The 21,402-nt window shown below is 43.2% G+C and carries 18 protein-coding genes; 9 read left to right on the forward strand and 9 right to left on the reverse strand.

The window, feature by feature from the left end; genetic code table 11:
* Positions 1-541: 541 nt before the first annotated feature.
* Positions 542-2,188, reverse strand: a complete 1,647-nt coding sequence (gene ade, locus AAE02nite_RS21990; RefSeq protein WP_146903297.1) for an adenine deaminase — start codon at positions 2,186-2,188, stop codon at positions 542-544.
* 308 nt (positions 2,189-2,496) lie between these two features.
* On the opposite strand from ade, the gene AAE02nite_RS21995 reads away from it, so the two are divergent.
* The 6 genes from AAE02nite_RS21995 to AAE02nite_RS22020 all read left to right on the forward strand — a co-directional run bounded on the left by AAE02nite_RS21995 (position 2,497) and on the right by AAE02nite_RS22020 (position 7,476).
* Positions 2,497-2,967, forward strand: coding sequence for an HNH endonuclease (locus tag AAE02nite_RS21995; RefSeq protein WP_218033540.1), 471 nt, complete (start codon positions 2,497-2,499; stop codon positions 2,965-2,967).
* Between the two features lie 442 nt (positions 2,968-3,409).
* Positions 3,410-4,111 (forward strand): (d)CMP kinase, encoded by a 702-nt coding sequence (cmk, locus tag AAE02nite_RS22000; protein ID WP_146903300.1) that lies wholly within the window; start codon positions 3,410-3,412, stop codon positions 4,109-4,111.
* Between the two features lie 110 nt (positions 4,112-4,221).
* Complete coding sequence (locus tag AAE02nite_RS22005; RefSeq protein WP_146903302.1) at positions 4,222-5,118, forward strand: 4-hydroxy-3-methylbut-2-enyl diphosphate reductase; 897 nt, start codon at positions 4,222-4,224, stop codon at positions 5,116-5,118.
* A 44-nt stretch (positions 5,119-5,162) separates the two neighbouring features.
* On the forward strand, positions 5,163-5,720 hold the full coding sequence (locus AAE02nite_RS22010) for a DUF502 domain-containing protein (protein WP_146903305.1): 558 nt from the start codon (positions 5,163-5,165) through the stop codon (positions 5,718-5,720).
* A 67-nt stretch (positions 5,721-5,787) separates the two neighbouring features.
* Entirely contained in the window at positions 5,788-6,480 is a 693-nt protein-coding gene (locus tag AAE02nite_RS22015; protein ID WP_146903308.1) for a DUF6843 domain-containing protein, read from the forward strand.
* Positions 6,481-6,666: 186 nt separating this feature from the next.
* On the forward strand, positions 6,667-7,476 hold the full coding sequence (locus AAE02nite_RS22020; protein WP_146903311.1) for an alpha/beta fold hydrolase: 810 nt from the start codon (positions 6,667-6,669) through the stop codon (positions 7,474-7,476).
* Positions 7,477-7,489: 13 nt separating this feature from the next.
* On the opposite strand, the gene AAE02nite_RS22025 is transcribed toward AAE02nite_RS22020, so the two are convergent.
* Positions 7,490-8,041 carry a hypothetical protein gene (locus AAE02nite_RS22025; RefSeq protein WP_146903314.1) on the reverse strand — a complete coding sequence of 184 codons (552 nt, stop codon included), beginning with the start codon at positions 8,039-8,041 and terminating at the stop codon, positions 7,490-7,492.
* A gap of 166 nt (positions 8,042-8,207) precedes the next feature.
* On the opposite strand from AAE02nite_RS22025, the gene AAE02nite_RS22030 reads away from it, so the two are divergent.
* The 3 genes from AAE02nite_RS22030 to AAE02nite_RS22040 are packed head-to-tail and all read left to right on the forward strand — an operon-like array spanning position 8,208 to position 10,537.
* Entirely contained in the window at positions 8,208-8,690 is a 483-nt protein-coding gene (locus AAE02nite_RS22030; protein WP_146903317.1) for an ATP-dependent zinc protease family protein, read from the forward strand.
* Positions 8,687-9,592 carry a 30S ribosomal protein S6--L-glutamate ligase gene (gene rimK, locus AAE02nite_RS22035; protein WP_146903320.1) on the forward strand — a complete coding sequence of 302 codons (906 nt, stop codon included), beginning with the start codon at positions 8,687-8,689 and terminating at the stop codon, positions 9,590-9,592. Before AAE02nite_RS22030 ends, rimK begins: the two co-directional genes overlap by 4 nt.
* Positions 9,593-10,537, forward strand: coding sequence for a succinylglutamate desuccinylase/aspartoacylase family protein (locus AAE02nite_RS22040; RefSeq protein ID WP_146903323.1), 945 nt, complete (start codon positions 9,593-9,595; stop codon positions 10,535-10,537).
* 27 nt (positions 10,538-10,564) lie between these two features.
* Here AAE02nite_RS22040 and AAE02nite_RS22045 read toward each other — a convergent pair whose 3' ends face one another.
* From AAE02nite_RS22045 to AAE02nite_RS22075, 7 genes are all read right to left on the reverse strand, one after another.
* On the reverse strand, positions 10,565-11,239 hold the full coding sequence (locus tag AAE02nite_RS22045) for a LuxR C-terminal-related transcriptional regulator (protein WP_146903326.1): 675 nt from the start codon (positions 11,237-11,239) through the stop codon (positions 10,565-10,567).
* 217 nt (positions 11,240-11,456) lie between these two features.
* Entirely contained in the window at positions 11,457-14,381 is a 2,925-nt protein-coding gene (locus tag AAE02nite_RS22050) for a ligand-binding sensor domain-containing protein (protein WP_146903329.1), read from the reverse strand.
* A gap of 252 nt (positions 14,382-14,633) precedes the next feature.
* Positions 14,634-15,416, reverse strand: coding sequence for an SAM-dependent methyltransferase (locus tag AAE02nite_RS22055; RefSeq protein ID WP_146903332.1), 783 nt, complete (start codon positions 15,414-15,416; stop codon positions 14,634-14,636).
* 184 nt (positions 15,417-15,600) lie between these two features.
* A complete protein-coding gene (locus tag AAE02nite_RS22060; RefSeq protein WP_146903335.1) occupies positions 15,601-16,281 on the reverse strand; it encodes an NAD-dependent epimerase/dehydratase family protein in 681 nt (226 codons plus the stop codon).
* Positions 16,282-16,525: 244 nt separating this feature from the next.
* Complete coding sequence (locus AAE02nite_RS22065; RefSeq protein WP_146903338.1) at positions 16,526-17,362, reverse strand: CvfB family protein; 837 nt, start codon at positions 17,360-17,362, stop codon at positions 16,526-16,528.
* Positions 17,363-17,561: 199 nt separating this feature from the next.
* On the reverse strand, positions 17,562-18,893 hold the full coding sequence (locus tag AAE02nite_RS22070) for an NAD(P)/FAD-dependent oxidoreductase (RefSeq protein ID WP_146903342.1): 1,332 nt from the start codon (positions 18,891-18,893) through the stop codon (positions 17,562-17,564).
* Positions 18,894-19,472: 579 nt separating this feature from the next.
* A complete protein-coding gene (locus AAE02nite_RS22075; RefSeq protein ID WP_146903345.1) occupies positions 19,473-21,365 on the reverse strand; it encodes a BamA/TamA family outer membrane protein in 1,893 nt (630 codons plus the stop codon).
* Between the last annotated feature and the right edge of the window lie 37 nt (positions 21,366-21,402).

Raw genomic sequence — 21,402 nt, forward strand, 5'->3', positions numbered from 1 at the left:
GGCTGTTGAAGATATGTTGGTTTATTTCAATGTGTATAGTATGTAATGCCAAAATAAAGTAAAATTTTTATTTGTTAATAATTATATAGTAATATTTTTTATATAATTTTATTTAGGATGCTGTTGAGTGTGAATAGATGCTTAAAATAGATGTTCGGCTAAATAAAACCATAAATAAAAATACTATTCCTATTTGCTTTAGGAAAGTAGAAATCCAGCATAATACTAACTAAGCCCCGGTGGGTAGCCCTAAGGTATTGTGAGGAACAGTAAAGTTTAGGGGTAAGTGTTATTTTGAACAATGTTGAACAGTATCAGCTATAAATGATTAGCCAATAGATAGGAACCAAGATTATTCCTTTTGCAAAAGGAATCAGGCTTTATTTTACGAATAAATACACCTGGTAAAGCGTACCATTTTCTGCTTAGAAAAAAGACTCTAGAAAAATGAAATATTCAAACAGCTTTGCAAAAGCGATTTAACCTTTTTACAAGTAATGCTGAAAGCTATTTCAGAAAGGGGAGGTGAAGCCGGTTTTACTTATACGAACAGCGAAGTAAACGTAAATTTTTCCCCATCAAAGAGTCCTTTGTCACTTAACTTAAGGGCTGGGATTACCAATAAAGCCATAAAAGAAAGCGTCATGAATGGAGATTGTAATGTGCTGCCCAATTCTTTGGCAAAACGGTCTATATCGGAGTAAGCCTTAGCTACTTCATAACCATCCGCATCCGACATAATACCGGCCACGGGCAAGGGTAGAATTTTTTCGGTATGCTGGCCTACGGCCGCAATACCGCCTTTAGCTTCTATAATTAAGTTTACCGCCCGGCAAATACTTTCGTCTTCAACCCCAACAACTATAATATTATGTGAATCGTGCGCGACCGAAGAGGCAATAGCGCCATCTTTTAACCCAAAGTTCCGGATAAAAGCCACGGCGGGTTGGGTATTTTGGTACCGGTTTATCACGGCTACTTTTAATATATCCTGCGCTGCATCCGAAATAATAACCCCATTTTTAAGGTTGGGCTTTACCTGCGTACTGCCGGTAATTAATTGCCCATCGGCGGCTTCAATTACCTGTATTTGAATAATGCCGGCGGGAGCGGGTACGCAGAATTGGGCTGGTGTTTTCGTCTCGGTTTTAAAATTATTAACAATTTCACTGGAGGTGTAAGGAATGGCGGAACGGCCGTTTTCGGCAACTAAAAAACCGCCAATATACGTTTTCAAAACGTTTAATTCTTCCAGGTTATCAACCAAAATAAAATCGGCCGGGTCGCCGGGTTGTAAAAGGCCAACTTCCAGGTCGTAGTGTTGCACCGGGTTCACGCAGGCGGCTTGCAGCACTTTAAATAAATCGATACCTTTGGCTAACGCCCGCTTCACCAAAACGTTAATATGGCCTTCTACCAGGTTGTCCGGGTGTTTATCGTCGGAGCAAAACATTATGCGCCCGGGGTAATCCGGCAGCAAATCAATTAAATCTTCGAAGTTACGGGCGGCGCTGCCTTCGCGAATTAAAATCTTCATGCCGTAGGCTAACTTATCCAGGGCTTCTTCGGCCGTAAAGCATTCGTGGTCGGTGCTAATGCCGGCCGCCATATATTGGCGCGCCTGCTCGCCCCGCAAGCCTGGCGCATGGCCATCTATCTGCTTCCCAAATTTCTGGGCCAAAGTAATTTTCTGGGTTACATCCGGGTCCTGGTTTAAAACGCCGGGCCAGTTCATCATTTCGGCCAGGTATTTTATCTCGTTTCGCTGAAATAATTCTTCAATATCGTCGGGCGTAATTTCGGCGCCGGCGGTTTCAAAAGGCGTGGCCGGCACGCAGGATGGTGCCCCAAAGTAAAACTTAAAAGGTACTTTTTCCCCGTTTCGGAGCATATATTCTACCCCGGTCAGGCCCAGTACATTGCCTATTTCGTGGGGGTCCGATACCGTAGCTACCGTGCCGTGCACCACCGCCAGCCGGGCAAATTCAGAAGGCACCAGCATCGAACTTTCGATGTGCACATGAGCATCAATAAAACCCGGCAAAATATATCTGGTATCCTCAGTTGGCCCTGGCGTTATTTTTTGGATCTTACCGTTTACTACTTCCAGGGTGCCTTCAAATATCCGGTTTTGCAATACGTCTATTATTTTTCCGCTAATGTTAAAATCTTTCGGGTAGGTCGGCATGTTGCGTAAATGCTGGGGTTGGGTAATTACATACGTTTATAAAAACAAAATAAGCTAATATTTAGAACAAAACCCTCCATCATTATGCGCGAAAACGGGGTCACATATTAAAGATATCACAGCAATATTAGGAATTATAAATCTGAACCGGAGTGAAGATTATCTGTTGCACTTAGTGGCAGCTTGTGTAATTTTGCCTTCGTTTAAGAAATAATATTTAGAGTGGCGAATTATAGATGCAAGCGGAAACCTACCAATCTACTGTTATTAAATTTTTTTCGGATCCCTTACCTTTTAAAAAGCTTAAATTGAAATACGCCTGGCAGGAGCGGGTTATATTTTTCGACCCACAGGATATTTACACGCAGGTAAAAATAAATGCTTTCCGTCGTATTCAATCCCACCTGGCTTTTCCGGATATGTTTCCGGACCGGAAAGATGGCTTATGCTCCTGCGGTTGCGGCATAGCTTTAACCGGTCGCCGTCGTCGGTGGGCTACTAACGACTGCACCAAATTTGCCACGGCCGTATGGGCTATAATAGATGGGCAAGTGGGTACCTATGAATATTATTTGGGAAAATACCAGGGCCGGAAGTGTGCTGTTTGCCGTTCGCGCCGCAATTTAAAAGTAGATCACATTATTCCGGTAAAATACGGCGGGGGTGGTTGCTGGCTTTCTAATTTTCAATTGCTCTGCCACGCCTGTCACGTAGAAAAAACCAATGCAGATTTTGGCTGGAAACAGCCACTGCCCGGCCCGGAAAGCTTACCCGTGTAGTTGCACAGAAATAATACAATATGGCTTATTAGTTTACTTTATCTGAACGCTTGAAGCTAAATAAACAATAATAGTCAATCTCTTTTCGTATTTTTGGGGCAGTGATTACGTATGGATAGGAGCGCAGCGAAACGGAGGTAAATTGCTTTTTAGATTTAATCAATTTTTTATGAAGGTTGCCGGCTAGCTATCCTAAAATATTACGCAATCAGTAGCAGGTAAGAATCTGTTTATTAATAAATTGAGTAGATGGTTTTTAAAAAAGTATTATGGCTTTTAATGTTGCTTTTGTTTTTAAGCGGCAGCGCAGCTGAAATGGCGTGTAGCCGCAAAAGCTCCCTGACCAAGAAAACGATGGCTTACAAAAAGAAAATGCGGAAAGGCAAATCAGTGCCTTGCCCGTGTAATGAGTAAAATATAAGTTAAAACAGCAGCTTTTTATATGAAAAAGATTGTAGTAGCCATCGACGGATATTCATCTTGTGGAAAAAGTACTACTGCGAAAATAGTAGCCAAAGAGCTGCATTACGCATACATAGATACTGGGGCCATGTACCGGGCAGTTACCCTGTATTTTCTGGACCACTACATTGATTTAACGAATCCCAAAAAAATAAACCAGGCCTTATCCGAGATTCATATTACGTTTGAACGGAACGCCAAAACCCAGCGCAACGAAGTTTTTCTGAACGGTTTAAACGTAGAAGATGAAATTCGGAAAATGTATATCTCTAATAAAGTAAGCGAGGTAAGTGTTATTCCGGAGGTGCGCCATTGCCTGGTAAAACAGCAGCAGAAAATGGGTAAAAAGAGGGGCGTGGTTATGGATGGCCGCGATATTGGTACCACCGTTTTTCCGGATGCTGAAGTGAAGGTTTTTATGACGGCCGATGTGTATACCCGGGCCAAACGCCGGCAGGAAGAATTGCTGGAAAAAGGCGAAATGGTGCCGATAGATGAAATTATTCAAAATCTACAGAAACGGGATCACATTGACTCCACCCGGAAAGAAAGTCCGTTAATGCAGGCGCCCGATGCCCGGCTACTCGATACTACTTTTATTACCATCGATGAACAGGTAGATTTTGTTTTAGAACAAGTTGCGGCACAAATATTTCAGCGAGAATTTTCTGAATCAGAATAATGTTATAACCATAAAATAACCGCTATGCCCAAAATGGCTTAATCTTTGAACAGACAAGTAAAGTTTACCTTATTGGCTGTTTAAGAACCCGGCCGTTTCGTATTAATAAAATGACCATAACCATAGATAAAAATTCGGGCTATTGCTTCGGCGTTGAATTTGCCATTCAGATGGCAGAAGACGAAATGGAAAATGTTCCTGAATTATATTGCCTCGGCGATATTGTGCACAACAGCATGGAAGTGCAGCGACTTTATAAAAAAGGGCTGCGCATTATCGATCGGGATCAGTTAAAAGAATTACACGATTGCAAGGTGCTCATTCGGGCGCACGGCGAGCCACCCGAAACGTACCAATTGGCCTTAAAAAATAATATTGAGCTGATAGATGCGTCTTGCCCCGTGGTTTTAAAACTGCAAAACCGCGTAAAACACGCCTACGACGACATGACTGCCCAGAATGGGCAAATTGTTATTTACGGACAGCAGGGCCACGCCGAAGTAATTGGTATTGCCGGCCAAACCCACGATCAGGCTATTATTGTTACTACCGAAGCTGACCTGGATAAAATAGATTTTACCCGACCAGTTACCCTCTTTAGCCAGACAACTAAAAGCACCAAAGGTTTTTACAAGATAAAAGCCCAGATAGAAGAACGAATAGCCCAGACCAAAGGTACCTTAACCGATTTTGATGCCAACGACAGCATTTGCCGGCAGGTATCTAACCGGGAGCCCCAACTAACCCGTTTTGCCGCCGAGCACGATGTTATAATATTTGTGAGCGGCAAAAAAAGTTCTAACGGCAAAGCCTTGTATAGCGTTTGCCAGCAGGTAAACCCCCGGAGTTACTTTGTAGAGAACGAGGAAGAACTGGAGCTGGCCTGGTTTCAGGATTGCCGGTCGGTAGGTATTTGTGGCGCAACTTCAACGCCCATGTGGCTGATGCAGCAGGTAGCCGATAGCATTCAGGCCCTGGAACAGCCGGTGTTGCTGCCCGTAGAATAACAGCGGTTCGGGATATAACTTCCGGAATCCGCCCCGCAAAACAGATGAGACGATTCTTTCGATATTTCCTGAATGGGCTCCTGATTACGGCTCCCATTGCCCTTACCATTTACATCATCCTGGCCATGCTCAACTGGCTGGATGATTTATTTGACCTGGATATTGCCGGCTACCACATTCCGGGACTGGGCATATTGGTAATGATTATATTGCTTACCGTTATTGGCTTTATCGGGACTTCGTTTCTGGTTAGGCCTTTTTTTATCCTAACCGAGCGTATTTTTAACCGGGTACCCATTGTCAGTATAATCTATTCCTCCATCAAAGATTTGTTTGATGCCTTTGTGGGCGATAACCAGAAGTTTAACCGGCCGGTGTTGGTAAAAATGCAAACCGAACCACTTTTATACCGCGTCGGTTTTGTAACCCAGGACAGCCTGGTATCTATCAGCATGGACGATAAAATGGCTATCTATTTTCCGGATTCCTACAATTTTTCGGGTAAGCTCTGGGTAGTACCCAAAGAAAACGTTACCTACTTGGAACTGCCCAGCAGCGAAGTAATGAAGTTTGTGGTTTCGGGTGGCGTTTCGAAAATATAGTTGTTAGTTGTTAGTTGTTAGTTATGGCTCATTTTAAAGACAGTACAAAATAGCAAACTGAATTTACTTGAGAGATAAAATATACATAATTGGGCTGACAATTATTATTCTGACATTTATTGTGTCATTGAATCCTTATATATTAATTTTTACAGCGCCAGTTTTCTTATTAGGTGTTGGACTTTTATGGTTCAGTAAGGCAAGACTTTTAGCAAAGACACTTTTTACATTTTTGCCTATAATTCTTTGGTATCCGTCTTTTTACATTTTTATGTATTTGACAGGAACTATTGGAACTGCGACTGCTCAAAAGCTTGACTTCAATTTTCACGAAGACTTTAAAGGAAAAGCTATCGTAGTTCAAGAAATAAACTGCGGACAAGAAGTAGAAATAGTTAAAGGCAGAGAACAATTAAACTTTCCTGAAAATGGGATTTTACTTAACAAAGGAAAAATTGAAAGTGGATATATAAACCATAAATATTACCGAGTGACTAGTTCAGGTGAAAAGATTACAGTTCCTGGAAGAGCAAATTATATGTTTTGGGACGATGCGGATACAGAAATTAGCACTTCTGAAATTGGTGTATGGTTAGAAGGAATGGGAATGGCGACACAATTTCCGCCTGGAGGGCTTGGAGATTACGAATTTTTAGAGTTAATCATTGCTTCAAAAGACAGCTTAGAAAAATATCAAGATTTTCTTTATAATAAGAAAGTAGATAGCGTAAAATACCAAATGATGGAAAGTTGCAAATAAGCAAACCTATCACTAACAACTAAGACTTCGTTAGTATTTGGTACTGATAATGAAGTATATGTTATTAGTTATAGGTTAAATTAAAAGTAGTAAAACTAACTACCACCTTACTATTCCCGTATTTCTACCTCAGCCAGCGGCTATCTTAAAACTTATTACTTACCACTTATAACTCAAAACTAACCCTTGCCAATTATTCAGCGGGAAAATGCGAAGCTTCATTACCAGGTTTTTGGCCGGGGAAAGCATATCGTGTTTGCTTTTCACGGGTACGGGCAGGAGGGAAGCCATTTTCAGATATTGGCTGATGCCCTGAAACCAGATTGCACGGTTTACGCTTTCGACTTATTTTTCCACGGTAAAAGCAAGCTGCCTAAATCTAAATGGCCGCTCCGGAAAGAATTTTTGTGCGCCCTGATCCAACAATTACTGGACGAAGAAAATATTAGTCGGTTCTCGGTAATGGCCTTTAGTATGGGCGGCAAATTTGCGCTTACCTTAATCGAAGGATTTCCGCATTTAATTGAAAAAGTATTGCTGGTAGCGCCAGATGGTATTAAAACCAATTTCTGGTACAGTATGGCTACCTACCCGGGGTGGCTGCAAGGCATGTTTAAACGCACGGTGCTCCGGCCGGTACCCTTTTTTAAATTCGTAAAATTACTCGACCGGTACAATGTGGTAGATAAAGGTTTGCTGCGTTTTGCCAACTGGCACATGGAATCTACCCCCAAACGCCTCCGGATTTATAAGAGCTGGATGGGCTTTAGCCAGCTTACTTTCGATATTCGGGAAATTGTAAGGCTACTCAACCAACATAACACCAAAGTTTACCTCTTTTTAGGTGAGTTCGACAAAGTAATTCCCCAACACAGCTTGCAGGTATTTGTAAAAGCCGTAGAAAATTGCGAATTGGTGCTTCTTAAAACTGGGCATACGTTTCTGCTGCACGATGTAGCCAGTTACTTGCGCCGCCATCCCGAAGTTTTCCGCTAACTCTTGGTGCAGGTTAAATTTTCTTCTGCGGCTTCAGTTCCAGTTGCCGGAACAGGTAATAACGGTTGTTGAGTTTAACCGTTTCTAATAACAACTCCAGCGGCTGGTTTTGTTTATCCGTTAAAATAATGGTTAATGGTTGCAGAAACGCGTTTTTAGCCGATCCTTTTCCCAACCGGGCCTCACTCACCTGGTAATCCGACCAGTTAATGGTTTGGCTTATTCCTTTTTCTATCAGGGTTTGGTAATTGCGGCGCAAGTTATTTTGTAGATCCGGGGCCGTAGTATTTTCCAGATAAGCCTGCATGTCTTCCGAACCTTTGCTTTTTAGCAGAACTATTTCTTTGTCCTCCAGTAAAAAAGCATTTAACGCGCTCATATTATTTTCCTGAATGGCCAATAACACGGTTTTTGCAAGTTCATCGGGCGAAGCGGCACCACGGGCCGACACTTTTTCCGGGGCAGCAAACAAATTGGAATAAGACGTGGCCGGGGCAGCAAACAGCCAGCCTGGCTGTGCCGTAACAACCAGGAACAGATTTAACAGAAGCCAAAGTTTTTTCATGAAAAAGTGATTTAGAGCGTCGCTAAATTTTAATCCGTAAGAAATAATCATTCAGATTTTCATACTGTTATACGTTATTGCCAATAATACCGCTATTAGTGAAACAAATTGGTGAGATTAGTAAGACCACACATTATTTAAATAATGCTTACTTTCGGATTCGTTCATGGGAGAAGAAGAAACAAAAAAAATAATAGGACGACGGGAAATGGTAAATTTTCCGTTGTTGGAGTTGTTCGAAGTAGAAGCTAAAATAGATACTGGAGCGTATACCTCAGCTATTCATTGCTCTGATATCCGGGAAGCAACCCTGGGCGATGGCAGCCGGGTTATCCGGTTTCAGTTGCTCGATCCTTCGCATCCGCAGTACGACAATAAATTATTCCAATTTAAGGAATTTACCCTGCGCGATATTAAGAGTTCGTTTGGCGATGTGCAGGAGAGATACGTTATCCGCACCCAGATTCAATTGTACGAAGAAATATTAGAGGCTGATTTTTCTTTGTCGGACCGGCGCGATTTAAAGTATCCGGTTTTAATTGGGCGGGCGCTGCTGCAGAATAATTTTTTGGTGGATGTTTCTAAAAAGAACGTGGCCCTGAAAAGGAAAAAAAGAGCTAACAGAAAGAAGAAAAAGAATAATTTATGAAAATAGTCATTCTGTCCCGTAATGCTAAGTTGTATTCTACCCGGCGTTTGGTGGAGGCGGCCCAGGCCCGCGGGCACGAGATGGTAGTGCTGGACCACCTTAAGTGCGATTTAATTATTGAAGCCGGTCAGCCGGCTATTATGTACAAAGGAGCCTTGGTAACCGGTATTGATGCGGTCATTCCCCGGATTGGTGCCTCGGTAACCTTTTACGGTACGGCCGTGGTACGACAGTTCGAGATGATGAAGGTAAAAAGTGCGGTGGGCTCGCAGGCCATTGTGCGCTCCCGCGATAAACTGCGCACCATGCAGAATTTGTCCCGGGCGGGTTTGGGTATGCCTAAAACTGCTTTTACCAATTACTCCAAAGACAGCAAGCAGCTCATTAACCAGGTAGGCGGGGCGCCCGTGGTAATTAAATTACTCGAAGGTACCCAAGGGCTTGGTGTGGTGCTGGCCGAAACCAGCAAGGCCGCAGAATCGGTAATTGAAGCATTTCATAACCTGAAAGCGCGCATTATTGTTCAGGAATTTATTTCGGAATCGAAGGGGGCCGATATCCGGGCTTTTATTGTAAACGGCGAAGTAGTAGGAGCCATGAAACGGCAAGGCAGAGACGGAGAATTCCGGTCGAACCTGCATCGGGGCGGCATAGGTACCCTCATAAAACTATCGCGGGCCGAAAAAGCGGCCGCCTTACTTGCGGCTAAAACCCTGGACTTAGCCGTAGCCGGCGTAGATATGCTGCAATCTAAACGCGGACCGCTAATTCTGGAAGTTAATTCTTCTCCGGGCCTGGAAGGGATAGAGAAAGCCACCAACCTGGATATTGCGAGTAAAATAATTCAGTACACCGAAGCTTTAGTACAGAAGAAAAAAGCCAAGCAAAAACAACGGGAATAAATGCCGCAGGTAATTACCATTAACGGGCAAAATATTGGTTTAGGCCAGCAGGTGTTAATTCGCCTGAATATTTCGCGGCTGCCCAGTGGTACCGTTATTGATATTCCGGTGCATGTATTCCGGGCGCCCGAAGACGGACCGGTTTTGTTGTTGATGGCGGGCATGCACGGTGACGAAGTAAATGGTATTGAAACGGTGCGCCGGATGCTGCGCCGGAAAATGCTGCGGCCGGCGCGCGGCACCATTATAGCCATTCCGGTGCTTAATATTTACGGTTTTTTGAATTTTTCGCGCGAGGTGCCCGATGGCAAAGATGTTAACCGCAGCTTCCCGGGCAGTGAAGGCGGGTCGTTAGCCAGCCGGGTAGCCCATAAGTTTGTGAGGGAAATATTACCCTGGGTCGATTATGGTATTGATTTTCATACGGGGGGCGCTAGTAGGGCCAATTACCCGCAAGTGCGGTGCTTATTGTCTAACCCGGTGGCGGCCCAAATGGCTTATGCTTTTGCGGCGCCCTTTGTTATTAATGCTAATCTCCGGCCCAAATCTTTACGCAAAGAGGCCTCTAAATACGGTAAAAATATTATTGTTTTCGAAGGCGGTGAATCGTTGCGTTTTGATGAAGCAGGTATTCAGGAAGGGATAAACGGTACTATTCGGGTGTTAGCTTTTTTGCAAATACAAAAAAGTAATGTGTCGCCGGGTAAACTGCCTAAAGTGTGCCAAAGAACTTCCTGGGTACGCGCCAAAGTAGCGGGTTTGTTCCGGAGCCAGATAGCTTTAGGCGATTATATCCAAAAAAGCCAGGTGATTGGAAGCATTGCGGATCCTTATGGCCAGATGTCGGTAAGTTTAAAGGCTCCCAAAGCAGGCTACGTAATCGGGTTAAACCGGATGCCGGTAGTCAATCAGGGCGATGCCCTGCTACATTTAGGTTTACTGTAGCCGGGCAGATTACCTGATTTTTAATTTCTAAAATTTATCGAACCAATTATTTTCCATTGCCATACGGATGGCGGCCACTTTGTTTGAGACGTGCATTTTGCTGTAAATGTTCTTTACGTGGGTTTGCACGGTATATTCACTTAAAAATAATGAGGTTGAAATATGCTGGTAGGTGAGTCCCTGCGACAACATCTGCAATATTTCCAGTTCCCGCTTACTCAGGCTCGGCGCATCTTTATCCGGGGCTTTGCTCGCTGGCGCAACTTTAAGCGAGTGCCTTACAAATTCCAGGGTTTTCTTGGCTATGGGCGGCGACATGTAGGCTTTCCCTTCCAGAGCACCCTGTATGGCCGAAACCAGGGATGCGGCAGTTTCTTCTTTTAATAAATAGCCGCTGGCACCGGCCCGGATAGCATTAAAAACCCGGTCATCGTCATCGAAAACACTCAACATTAAAATATGCAAATGGGGGTATTTCTCTTTTGCAAGGCCGGTTGCTTCAATGCCGTTCATCTCATCCATCGCTACATCCATTAGTACCACTTCGGGCATTTGCTCCGGTACAAGATCCGGCAGGGCGTCTACAAACTGCTTGCCATTCGAACATACCAATACAATATTTAAATCCGGATATCCAGACAAGCGTTGGATTAAATTTTTCCGCAGCAGCAGGTTATCTTCCACAATGGCCAGGCGAGGCATGAATTATTACTTTTAATGTTATAATAAAATATTTTGAACCGGCTTTGTAATTATGCCGGATAATTACCGGACCGGGATAATAACAGGTTTCCCCAAATTAATTATTCCAATATAAGCTTAAATTATAATTTAATGAAATAAAGAAAAAATATTATTTAAGCTTCAGAAATGGTTAGTTTAAACCGACAAGAAAAGTAATGGGCCATATATCATTTTTCTATAAATCCATTTTAAGCTTAATGCGGGTACCTTTTCCGGGAGAAGATAGAATAGAAAATTGGGCCGGAATTTCTTTGGCTCTTTCCTGCATATTAAGCAAACCATAGCTATCCAGGCGGGTTTTTTGCGTGTCAAAGCCAATGCCGTTGTCGGCTATAATAATATCCAGCGATGTTGGCGCATTTACGTTAAATGTAATCTGCACCATATCGGCCTGGCTATGATTAAAAATATTATTAATAGCCTCCTGCACAATCCGGTAAAGATTTAAAGCCTGCACCGGCGATAACTTTAATTCCTGGTTTCCGGCTACTTTTATTTCGTGTTTAAAATCTGTTTTATAGCGGGTTAACTCCCAAATTAATTTTTGCACCCTGGTAACCAATTCGCCAATGCTAATATTTTCCTGCCGGATAGCCCAGATGGTTTCGCGCAATTGGTTGATGGTTTGTTTTGTAAATTCGCGCAGGTGGCTGGTTCTGGAACTGGTTAAAACCTCGTTGGCAGCCGGCGTATCATCCAGTGAATTAATAATATAAGCTAGTTGGGAACCAACGTTGTCGTGTAAATCGCGGGCAATGCGTTCCCGTTCTTTCTGGAGCCGCTGCTCGGTTTCTATTTTTCGGAAACGCTGCTGGTACTGAAAAGCCGTTACATATCGTACCGCGCCCACAATTAGTATAATTAAGCAAATGCCCAACAAGCTAAGAAACCACCATTTTTGCCAGTACGGTGGGGTAACGGTAAAAGAAATATTAACGGCTTTACTCCAGCCGCTGTTTATTTTCTTAGCCTTTACTTCAAAAATGTGGTCGCCGGTACTCAGCGATGATAAATCTACGAAATTGTTGGTGGTTCTTATCCAGCCGGCTTTTTGTCCTTTTAAACGGTACTCGTATGTAATATTTTTTGGATCCTGAAAGGTTATCGCAACAAACCGGATGAAAAGCCGATTATTGTCGTGGGGGAGGGATATTTTCTGGTTAACGTTTAAAATCTCATTATTTGTGCTTACCTGGCTTATTTGCACCATAGGTGGTTTAGAGATTATTTTTTCTATGTTGGTGTTTAATATGCTCAGGCCTCGTGGCGTAGCAATGTAAATCTTTTCCGCGTCCACGAAAATATCATTAATCTCATTGCTGATAATACCGTCCGAAACGGTAAAAGAATCCAGCTTTCTTTTGCCGTTTTTATAGGTTATCCGGCATATACCGTTGTTGGTAGCCACCCAAATAACATTGTCATTAATAATTACTTTTCTACAAATATTATCCGGTAGGCCATCTTTTTTGGTTACCTGGCGGATGATTTTGCCGTCTTTAAAAAAAATGAGGCCGTAGCCGTACGTAGCTAATACCAAAGTTTGGTCGGGCATTTGTGTAATGTGCGTTATCCGGTGGGTTAATAAAGAATCGGACCGGGCAAACGAAGTGAGCTGGTAATTTTTATAGCTATGCAGGCCCCGCACATTCGCAAACCACAAAGTACCCTGCTCATCCAGAAATTGCGTAAAAGTTCTGATTTTGGGGAAATTGGGCAGCGGTTCAGATTGATAAATTTCTTGTTTTAAGTTCTCTTTATTTATCTTTTGGATGCCCGAAGAATAAACAAAATAAATTTCGCGGTCAATAGATTCACTCACCACCTTGGTAGGATATTCATACCCAACCGAACTTCTAATAATCACTTTTTTATTAGCTTTATCTTTCCGGAAAAGAACAATACCTTTATCGGTGGCGCACCACATGTTTCGATCTTTATCTTCTTGCAGGTTATTTACCCGGTTGTATATATAATTCTGGTAATTGGCATCTAATTGCTCGATACCCTTGGACCTGATCACATTTATCATGCCTTTATCCATTCCCAGCCAGAGATTGTTATCGCTGTCTTTGGTAACCGAGTAAATTTTATTTGAAGATAAGCCCTGCGCGGTGGTTAGCGAAACAACCTTTAAATAATTAGCCGGCAGCATATAAGTGCCCTCCCCAACAGTTGTAAACCAGAGATTGTCTTCGTTATCGTGGAGTGCACCGGTAATGATGGTGCCGGGCAGGTAATGTTTGTAAGTAGTAGGTTTCTGAAAAAAATTAGAAAATAAATAGGTACCGGTGCCCAGGGTGTTTACCCATAAATTATTGCGCTTATCTAAAAACAAATAGCTAAGCTGGTTATCGGGGGGCAGGTAGCGCTTCGGGATAATTAGCCGCTGGCGGGAGCCCTGCATCGAAACAATGCCTTCTGCGGCTAAAAATATTAAGCCGCCCGATGGCGTATAAGCATAACATTTGGTTTTATGAAAGATGTAAGGGTAATCTACCAAAACGCCTTTGTCGTCTATTATCCGGTAAAACCCACTCCGGCCTACCAACATCAGCCCGTTTTTGTCGTCTTCGTAAAAAAAGCATTCCCGCCCGTGTAACTTTTCTCCTAAATCAATGCGGCTAACCTCATTAGCGGGCGATATTTTGAGGTAAATATTATCGAGTGCCGCAAACCATAAATTGTGCTGTTTATCTTCGTAAAAAGAAGTAAAAGCCGAGTTGATACTGGTTTTACGCACCAGATCGTCGTTGCCGGCATTAAATATTCGGCCGTTTAAGTAGTAACTCAGCTTACCCGATAAAGTCAGAAACCAAATCCGGTTTTTAGAATCAGCGTAAATCTTTAATACCTCGTTATCCGAAAGGCCTTCATCTACGGAAAAATGTTTGAACTCCCGGCCGTCGAACCGAAGTACGCCCGACTCGGTGGCAAACCAAATATATCCCTGCGAATCCTGAAGCGAATGATAAATCGTAGAATTAATAATTCCCTGGTCGGTGAGGGAATTTTGGAAGTTTACGTGCTGTGCCGATAAACCCGGCAAAAAAAATGGCAGAAAAAGAATTAATAAAAGAGCGTAAATTTTCTGTCGCACGGGAGCCTGAGAATAGTACTAGCCCTAAATATAAATAAGAAAGCTTACTGTGCAAATTATTCTTTATTTAAGATAAGGTCATAATTGATGTGCAATCAAATTTATAGCTCGGGATTAAAGTTGAAAGTAATAAGTTATAAGTTTTAAGTTTTAAGTAGTAAGACATAGAACAAGTCATCATTGAATATTATATATGATTAATATAATATTCAATATCTTACTTACTACTTACAACTTATTACTTATTACTTACTACTTCTTATAAGTTTGCAGGTAAACTTCTTTGTCGGTTCGTTGGCCTACCAGCCGGAAAAACGAGATCTGTTCCTGTTCATCTTTTTGTAAGGCTTCCGCAAACGGATCTTTTTTACCAGAAGCGGCAAAATCTTTCATGTATTGCTTCCTAATGACCGGAGCGGCCGGCAATATTTCGGCAGCCTTAATGGTAACCAGACCGGTTTTTTCCCAAAGCTTGCGCCACCAATCTACCGAATGAATAAAATACCAGTAATCCTGAAAATCTTCGCGTAGAAATGCAGGTACCTGGTGCAGGGTTTCTATTTCTTCTTTAAAGCAAACATCAGCAATGGCTATGTACCCGTCCGGTTTCAGGAAACGGCAGATATAAGGCAGGTATTTTTCGTCGGTGCCAAAGTAGGTATAAGAATCAATTACAATTACCGCATCAAAGAAACCTTCGGCAAATGGCAGGTTACGGGCGTCGGCCTGAAGTGGGAAAACTTTATTGTCGCAATCGGCTTCAATTATTCGCTCCAGGTTATCGGTAGGAGAGATGGCTTCGTCCACGGCCCAAACCTGTACTTTAAACTCGTTGGCTAAAAAGATAGAACTTACAGCTTTGCCGCAGCCCAAATCCAAAACCCGCATACCGGCTTTGAAGGGCAGAATAGAAGTTAAGCTCTCCAGGTTGTACAATACATTCTCGCCCATCGAGTGTTTGGTAACCCAATTCCGGTCGTACTTGGAGGCCCTGGGAAACAACGATTTTAAGCGTACCGGCGGATAATAGTCCATGCGTTTAGGTTTGCTAACCCCATACGCAGGTAAACCGGGCTGGTTATTGATAAATAAGTGGAAAGTTTTAAGTAATCAGTTTTAGGTATATAAAGCTTTGAAATAAAATGTCTTATACAATTTGTGTATGACAGAAATTTTGTAGCCTTATTTATGTTGAATGCGGTAAAAACTGCGAGGGCTGCTAGAGGTTGAGCAAAGCTGCCTCTTTCCGGATGATATCCGTATTGTGGATTTTAATACCGGCTCCATCCTGCGTGGCCGCGTACAGCATGGCTTTGGCTACGTCCTCGGCCGCAATAGCTTTATATTTTTTTAATGGCCCGGCAAGTAAGAACCCAAATGTGTTCATGAGCACGGCGGCCACTTTTTCGCCTATTCGCTTTTCTTTGCGCGGACCCAGCAGCAAGGAAGGTTGAAAAATGTGAACCCCTAGAAAAGGCATGGGTTTAACCGCGTTTTCCATCTGGCCTTTTACCCGGCTATAAAAAATAGGTGAACTCGCTTTGGCCCCCAACGAAGATACCACTAAAAATTGCGAAGCAAAATTAGCCGCAGTAATAGCTGCCAGATTAACTATGTAGGTATAATCTATTTTATAAAAGTTTTCCTGGGAGCCGGCCTGTTTAATAGTAGTACCCAGGGTGCAATATATATCATCGGCAATTAAACTGTGTTTATAAGTATCCAACTTATTAAAATCTATTATCAACTGCCGTAGTTTGGGGTGTTGCATCGGTAAGGTTTTCCGGCCGACGGCAATTACTTTATCGTACCGGTTACTTTGCAATAACAACTGCAGGCAATAACTGCCAACCAACCCGCTGGCTCCCGCAATGAGGGCCGTTTTTTGAGGCAAGGTCATAATAGATGTCAGGTTTTGAGGTTACAAATATAATGTTCTAATAATCTGCAATTTAAGTAAATATTTAAATTTTAATATATATTAAATAAAACATTTTAATTTATTAATATTTGCCTCTCACCGGTTATTTAGAACCTAAAATTGCTCCTGTTTCCGGAAGCGCAGAGAATATAAAGTTACTAGCACAGTTCCTAATCCTGGAAGGAAAGACCATGGTGAGATTTCAAAACTAACCCTCAACCTGTTATTGCTGCGCGTTTATAGAGATGGAATCCGGATTTATAATTACCCGGCCGTTCCGGTAAAGGCTGCCCAATGCCTTTTTAAAAGTTTTTTTACTCATGCCCAACGTGTCGTAAATAGCTTCGGGTGTGCTGTTGTCGGATAGTGGTAAGCGGCCGCCGGATGCTTTCAGCTTTTGCAGAATCTGTTCGGCTGCATCGGGTACTTCGGCGTAGCCACTACGTTGCAGGCTTACATCAATTTTTTGGTCTTCCCGGATTTTGCGAATATAACCAATGGTTCTTTCGCCCAGTTTTAGTTGCCGGAAAACCTCGTTCTTATACAGAATACCCTGGTAACAGTTGTTAATAATTACCTTGATACCCAAATCCGTAAAGCCGACTATGAGTAAATCTGCCTCATCGCCCTCGCGCAAATCTTCCGGATTTTTATTTAGGTATTTTTCGTACTTAGCGGTGGCTACAATCCGGTCCGAGTTTTCGTCGAGATACACATACACCACATACTTACTGCCCGGCTGCATTTTATCGCGCTGGTTCTGGAACGGTACAAATAAATCTTTTTCCAAACCCCAGTCCAGGAAAGCGCCATAGTTAGAGGTTTGTTTTACTTCCAGCGCAGCAAAATCGCCTACTTTGGCTTTGGGTTGCAGGGTGGTAGCAATAATGCGGTCTTCGGAATCGCGGTAAACAAAAACCCGTATTAAATCACCTATCCGGTAATCTTCCGGTAAGTACTTCTGGGGCAACAATATTTCTCCGTCCTCCGAATCGAGGTAAACACCAAAATCAACTTGTTTAATAATTTCCAGTTCGTTGTAATCGCCAAGGGCTACCATTTCTGTTATTATAATTTTCTGTACAAACCTACGGAAAGAAAAGATAGCCGGATATACCCGGATAATATTTAAACCATTATTTATTAATAAATAACAGATTATTCCCGTTACAGCTATTTTATCGGTATTTCAGGTCAGCCTTTTTAAAGCTATAGGGTTATTTAAATCAGGAGAAACAAAAGGTATAGCCAGGAATATATTAGATTACCGCCTTCTTCGTAACGGCTTCCACCGGAATATTCTCGTGGGTTTTGCCCAAAATAAACCGGATACCTTTGTTAAAGCTGAAATAACTCCAAACCCAATTAAAAAGCACCACAAATTTATTACGGAAGCCAATAATCGAAATCAGGTGAATAAACATCCAGATTACCCAGGCTAGAAAGCCCTGAAATTTATATTCTTTGTCAAACATTTTTAAGTCGGCTACGGCATGGTTGCGGCCAATAGTAGCCATAGCGCCCTGGTCGTGGTACCGGAACGGCTCCAGCGGTTTGCCGGCTAAGGAATTCGCGATATTTTTGCCCAGCAATTTGCCTTGCTGAATAGCGGGCTGGGCCATCATGGGGTGCCCCTGCGGATTTTCGTCGGTTACCATGGCGGCCACATCGCCAATAGCAAAAATATTATCGTAGCCCACCACCCGGTTGTAAACATCTACCTGCAGCCGGTTGCCTTTTAAAACACTTTCGGGCCGTATACCCGCAATGAGTGCGCCCGTAACGCCGGCGGCCCAGATTAAAGTACGGGTAATCAGGGTTTCGCCGGTATCTAAAGTTACGGTGTAGCCGTCGTAAGATTTCACGCGCCGGTCCAGCCAGAGCTTAACTCCAAATTCTTCCAAATATTCCTTTGCTTTCCGCGAAGCTTCTTCCGACATGCCTTTCAGTAGTTGTGGCCCGCTTTGAATCAGGTGAATATCCATTTTAATAAAATCGAGCTCTTTGTAGTCTTTCGGAAATACGTGTTTGCGCAGCTCGCTTAAAGCGCCGGCCAGTTCTACCCCTGTTGGGCCGCCCCCTACAATCACGTAATCCATTAAGCTATTAAGCTGTTCTTCGTTGTCTATCTGCAGGGCTTTTTCAAAATTGCTCAACACCGTATTGCGCAATTCTACGGCATCATCCACATTTTTCATGGCAATGGCCGCTTTCTCCATTTGCTTATCGCCGAAATAATTGGTGGTGGCGCCGGTGGCTATTACTAGTAAATCATAGCGGAGCAACCCGATAGAAGTTTCTATCATTTGGGTGGCTGTTTCAATGGCCTGCACTTCGGCCCACCGGAAATAAAAGTTAGGCTGCTCATCGAATATTTGGCGGAACGGGTGAATGATGGAATCGCCTTCGAGGCCCGCCGTAGCTACCTGGTACAACAAAGGCTGAAATGTATGGAAATTTTGCTTGTCAATCAGCACCACCTGCACATCAGCGTCTTTCAAGCTTTTAGCAAGTTCCAGGCCGCCAAAGCCGCCACCTATTATTACCACCCTTTTTTTGCCATTATCTTCTATTCTTGCGCAATTGGCCATAGTTCCCAGATTTTAAGCAGTAGTTAGCTTTCTATTTAATCCTTATATCCAGATTTTACCGGATTGGTTGTACTGGTGGAGGAGATAGTCATTAAAAATAGTTGCTGTTGGTTAAAATGAAGGGTATATTTAGGTAACTCTACTTTTAAAAGCAAGCTGTTCTATTGAGTAAGTTAATAAACTTTAGCAGTTCGGATTCAAAATGATTTGTCGGGAATATTTTAAAAGGTAATATCCCCACTAATGGGAAAATAGTTGTGCTGTATAGTAACGAACCGGTTAAACAAAGAACGCAAAATTCTAACCCCGCAGGGGTGCCATAACGCAGCGATGGGTGCAGCCCATCGAAATACCCAATATTCCACAAGAGTCTTGAAAGGACGTAATTTTTATCAAATTTAATAATTGATATTTCGCCCTTACAGGGCTTCTGGTGGTTTGTACCACATACCCAGGGCTGCACCCTGGGCTGTATTATTTCGCCCATTAAGGGCTAGGTGTGGTAATAAATAGGGAGTAAAAAAGTATTATAACTTTATAACCCATCAAAAATGACGGATTACTAATATTTTGTCTGAATTACCTAAAATCCGGCACTAATGGTTGCGTAAAGCGAAAATCGTTGAAGTCGTAGTAGGGGCGGGTAGAGTTAAAATTACGCAGCGGGGAAGAGCCTTGCGGGTAATAGCCCAGCAATAACTGAATGGTATTAAAAGCCATGTACTCATTCCGGAACCGGATACCCAATCCATAGCCTTGGTAAGGCCGGTGTTTAAACGGGTTGCCGGTATCGGATTGCGACAGCCAGGCTACATCGGCAAATGAGACCAGCGCTAACCGGAAGCCCAGGAAAGAGATAGGGGTAAATAAGCTGTTTTCGTAATTGAACACAATGCGTTTGGTACCCCGTTCGGGCGTGCGGAAGCCCCGGATACCTTCCTGGCGGTTAATACTGAGTAAGTTTTCGCCGTACAAGCGGTTGATACCAATACTGGTGCGGTTCCAGATAAAGTGCCGCCACTGCCAGGTACCCACCGAAAGCAGTTTCGTAAAATATAAAATCTCGCTTGAAAATTCGCCTTGTTCCCAGCGCTTGCCCCGGATAAAGGTATCGTAAGAGGCATCGAGGTATAAATACCCGAAGTTGGTGCGGTACTTGCCAAAGGCCATTTTGGCTCCCAGGTAGCGGCGGTTATACAGTTGGCCGGCTTCGTAGCCCGCCGATAAAGAAAATAAATTACCCGCCGGAATATCCTCCGTACGCCCGAAACCAAACAAATACTGCGACCGGTAATATTTACGGAAACTATAACCAATGGCTCCTATATACAAGGTGTTATTCTGGTAATCGGGGTTAGGTGCGTTAAAGTAATTCGTAGCGATAATGCGGCCGGCCGTAATAATACGGGCGCGGTTTTCGAAACCCAGGTTGTACGATTTGAGCTTATGCGCCTTTCCCAACCAATAATCCTGGCGCGTGTACTCAATGTTCATGCGCCGCCGGATATCGTCCTCGTTTTTTATATAAATCGGATGGCGGTAATAATTAAAACTGGCGGCCCCGGCATACTTGGTATTGGCCGTATAAAAATCGCGGTAAAAGTTTAAACCCCGCTGCTGGTAATTGGCTTCGTTGCGGTAAAGTATCTGCGCCGAAGCAAACGTATTGTAAATATTCTCGATGGTGTAACTGCCCGAATACATCCAGGTGCGCCGGGTACCGTTATTTATCAAAGAATCGACGCCAAAGGTATACAGGTTGCGGAACTGGTGGCCCAGCCCTAAAAAGTTAATATCGTTCAGCCCAATGCGGCCGTAAGCTTTGCTCGGGTTTAGCGCTACCGAACCGCTTAAACTAAATACATCTTTGGTAATTATTAAAATATCAACGCTGTCCTGGGTAGAGGTCTTCTCATTTACCACCACGCGGGCATCCAGAATATATTCTTTCTGCCGGAGCAAACGTTCCGATTCCGACAAATCCAATGGCTCCAGAATACCGCCGGTTTTAAAAAGCAAGGTATTCCGGATACGACCCCGGTGGGTTTTAATGTGCACCGAATTACCGGCTTTTTCCAGGAAATTACGCGGCCGCCGGGTGGTATCGGTGATAGAATAACCAAAGCTGTTGAGGGTGCGGTAATCAATGCGCCTAACTACCTTGTAGTTGTGTTTTTCGGTAGGGGTATTTAAGAGTACCGGGCTGTTGTAGTTAAGGGTAACCTTGCGATCGAACCGGAAAAGCGATTTGGTTACCCGCCCCCAGAAAGTTTTCTTCCGCGATAATTCTTTCAGATTTTCCAGAATGCGATCCGAGGCATTAGGCCGCGCCACTGAATCCAGGGCTGGAACTGGCTTGGATTTAAGAGAATCAGTAACAACTGTTGGGTTCTGCGCCTGGGCAACAAAGGGCACACTACTTCCTGCTACCAGGAGGAAGAAAGCTAACCAAAACCCTTTGAAAAAAATCATATGTAATCTTAACCTGATATCCCACTAAGAACTTCAT

This window comes from Adhaeribacter aerolatus, from assembly GCF_007991635.1.
In the GTDB taxonomy this organism is placed as follows: Bacteria; Bacteroidota; Bacteroidia; order Cytophagales; family Hymenobacteraceae; genus Adhaeribacter; species Adhaeribacter aerolatus.

Bases quoted from the DNA above. Each gene is read 5' to 3' on its own strand.
- AAE02nite_RS22075 (WP_146903345.1), bottom strand. From the start codon at position 21,365: ATGATTTTTTTCAAAGGGTTTTGGTTAGCTTTCTTCCTCCTGGTAGCA.
- AAE02nite_RS22040 (WP_146903323.1), top strand. From the start codon at position 9,593: ATGCCGCAGGTAATTACCATTAACGGGCAAAATATTGGTTTAGGCCAG.
- AAE02nite_RS22010 (WP_146903305.1), top strand. From the start codon at position 5,163: ATGAGACGATTCTTTCGATATTTCCTGAATGGGCTCCTGATTACGGCT.
- AAE02nite_RS22045 (WP_146903326.1), bottom strand. From the start codon at position 11,239: ATGCCTCGCCTGGCCATTGTGGAAGATAACCTGCTGCTGCGGAAAAAT.
- AAE02nite_RS22055 (WP_146903332.1), bottom strand. From the start codon at position 15,416: ATGGACTATTATCCGCCGGTACGCTTAAAATCGTTGTTTCCCAGGGCC.
- AAE02nite_RS22025 (WP_146903314.1), bottom strand. From the start codon at position 8,041: ATGAAAAAACTTTGGCTTCTGTTAAATCTGTTCCTGGTTGTTACGGCA.
- AAE02nite_RS22060 (WP_146903335.1), bottom strand. From the start codon at position 16,281: ATGACCTTGCCTCAAAAAACGGCCCTCATTGCGGGAGCCAGCGGGTTG.
- AAE02nite_RS22005 (WP_146903302.1), top strand. From the start codon at position 4,222: ATGACCATAACCATAGATAAAAATTCGGGCTATTGCTTCGGCGTTGAA.
- rimK (WP_146903320.1), top strand. From the start codon at position 8,687: ATGAAAATAGTCATTCTGTCCCGTAATGCTAAGTTGTATTCTACCCGG.
- AAE02nite_RS22030 (WP_146903317.1), top strand. From the start codon at position 8,208: ATGGGAGAAGAAGAAACAAAAAAAATAATAGGACGACGGGAAATGGTA.
- cmk (WP_146903300.1), top strand. From the start codon at position 3,410: ATGAAAAAGATTGTAGTAGCCATCGACGGATATTCATCTTGTGGAAAA.
- AAE02nite_RS22065 (WP_146903338.1), bottom strand. From the start codon at position 17,362: ATGGTAGCCCTTGGCGATTACAACGAACTGGAAATTATTAAACAAGTT.
- AAE02nite_RS22070 (WP_146903342.1), bottom strand. From the start codon at position 18,893: ATGGCCAATTGCGCAAGAATAGAAGATAATGGCAAAAAAAGGGTGGTA.
- ade (WP_146903297.1), bottom strand. From the start codon at position 2,188: ATGCCGACCTACCCGAAAGATTTTAACATTAGCGGAAAAATAATAGAC.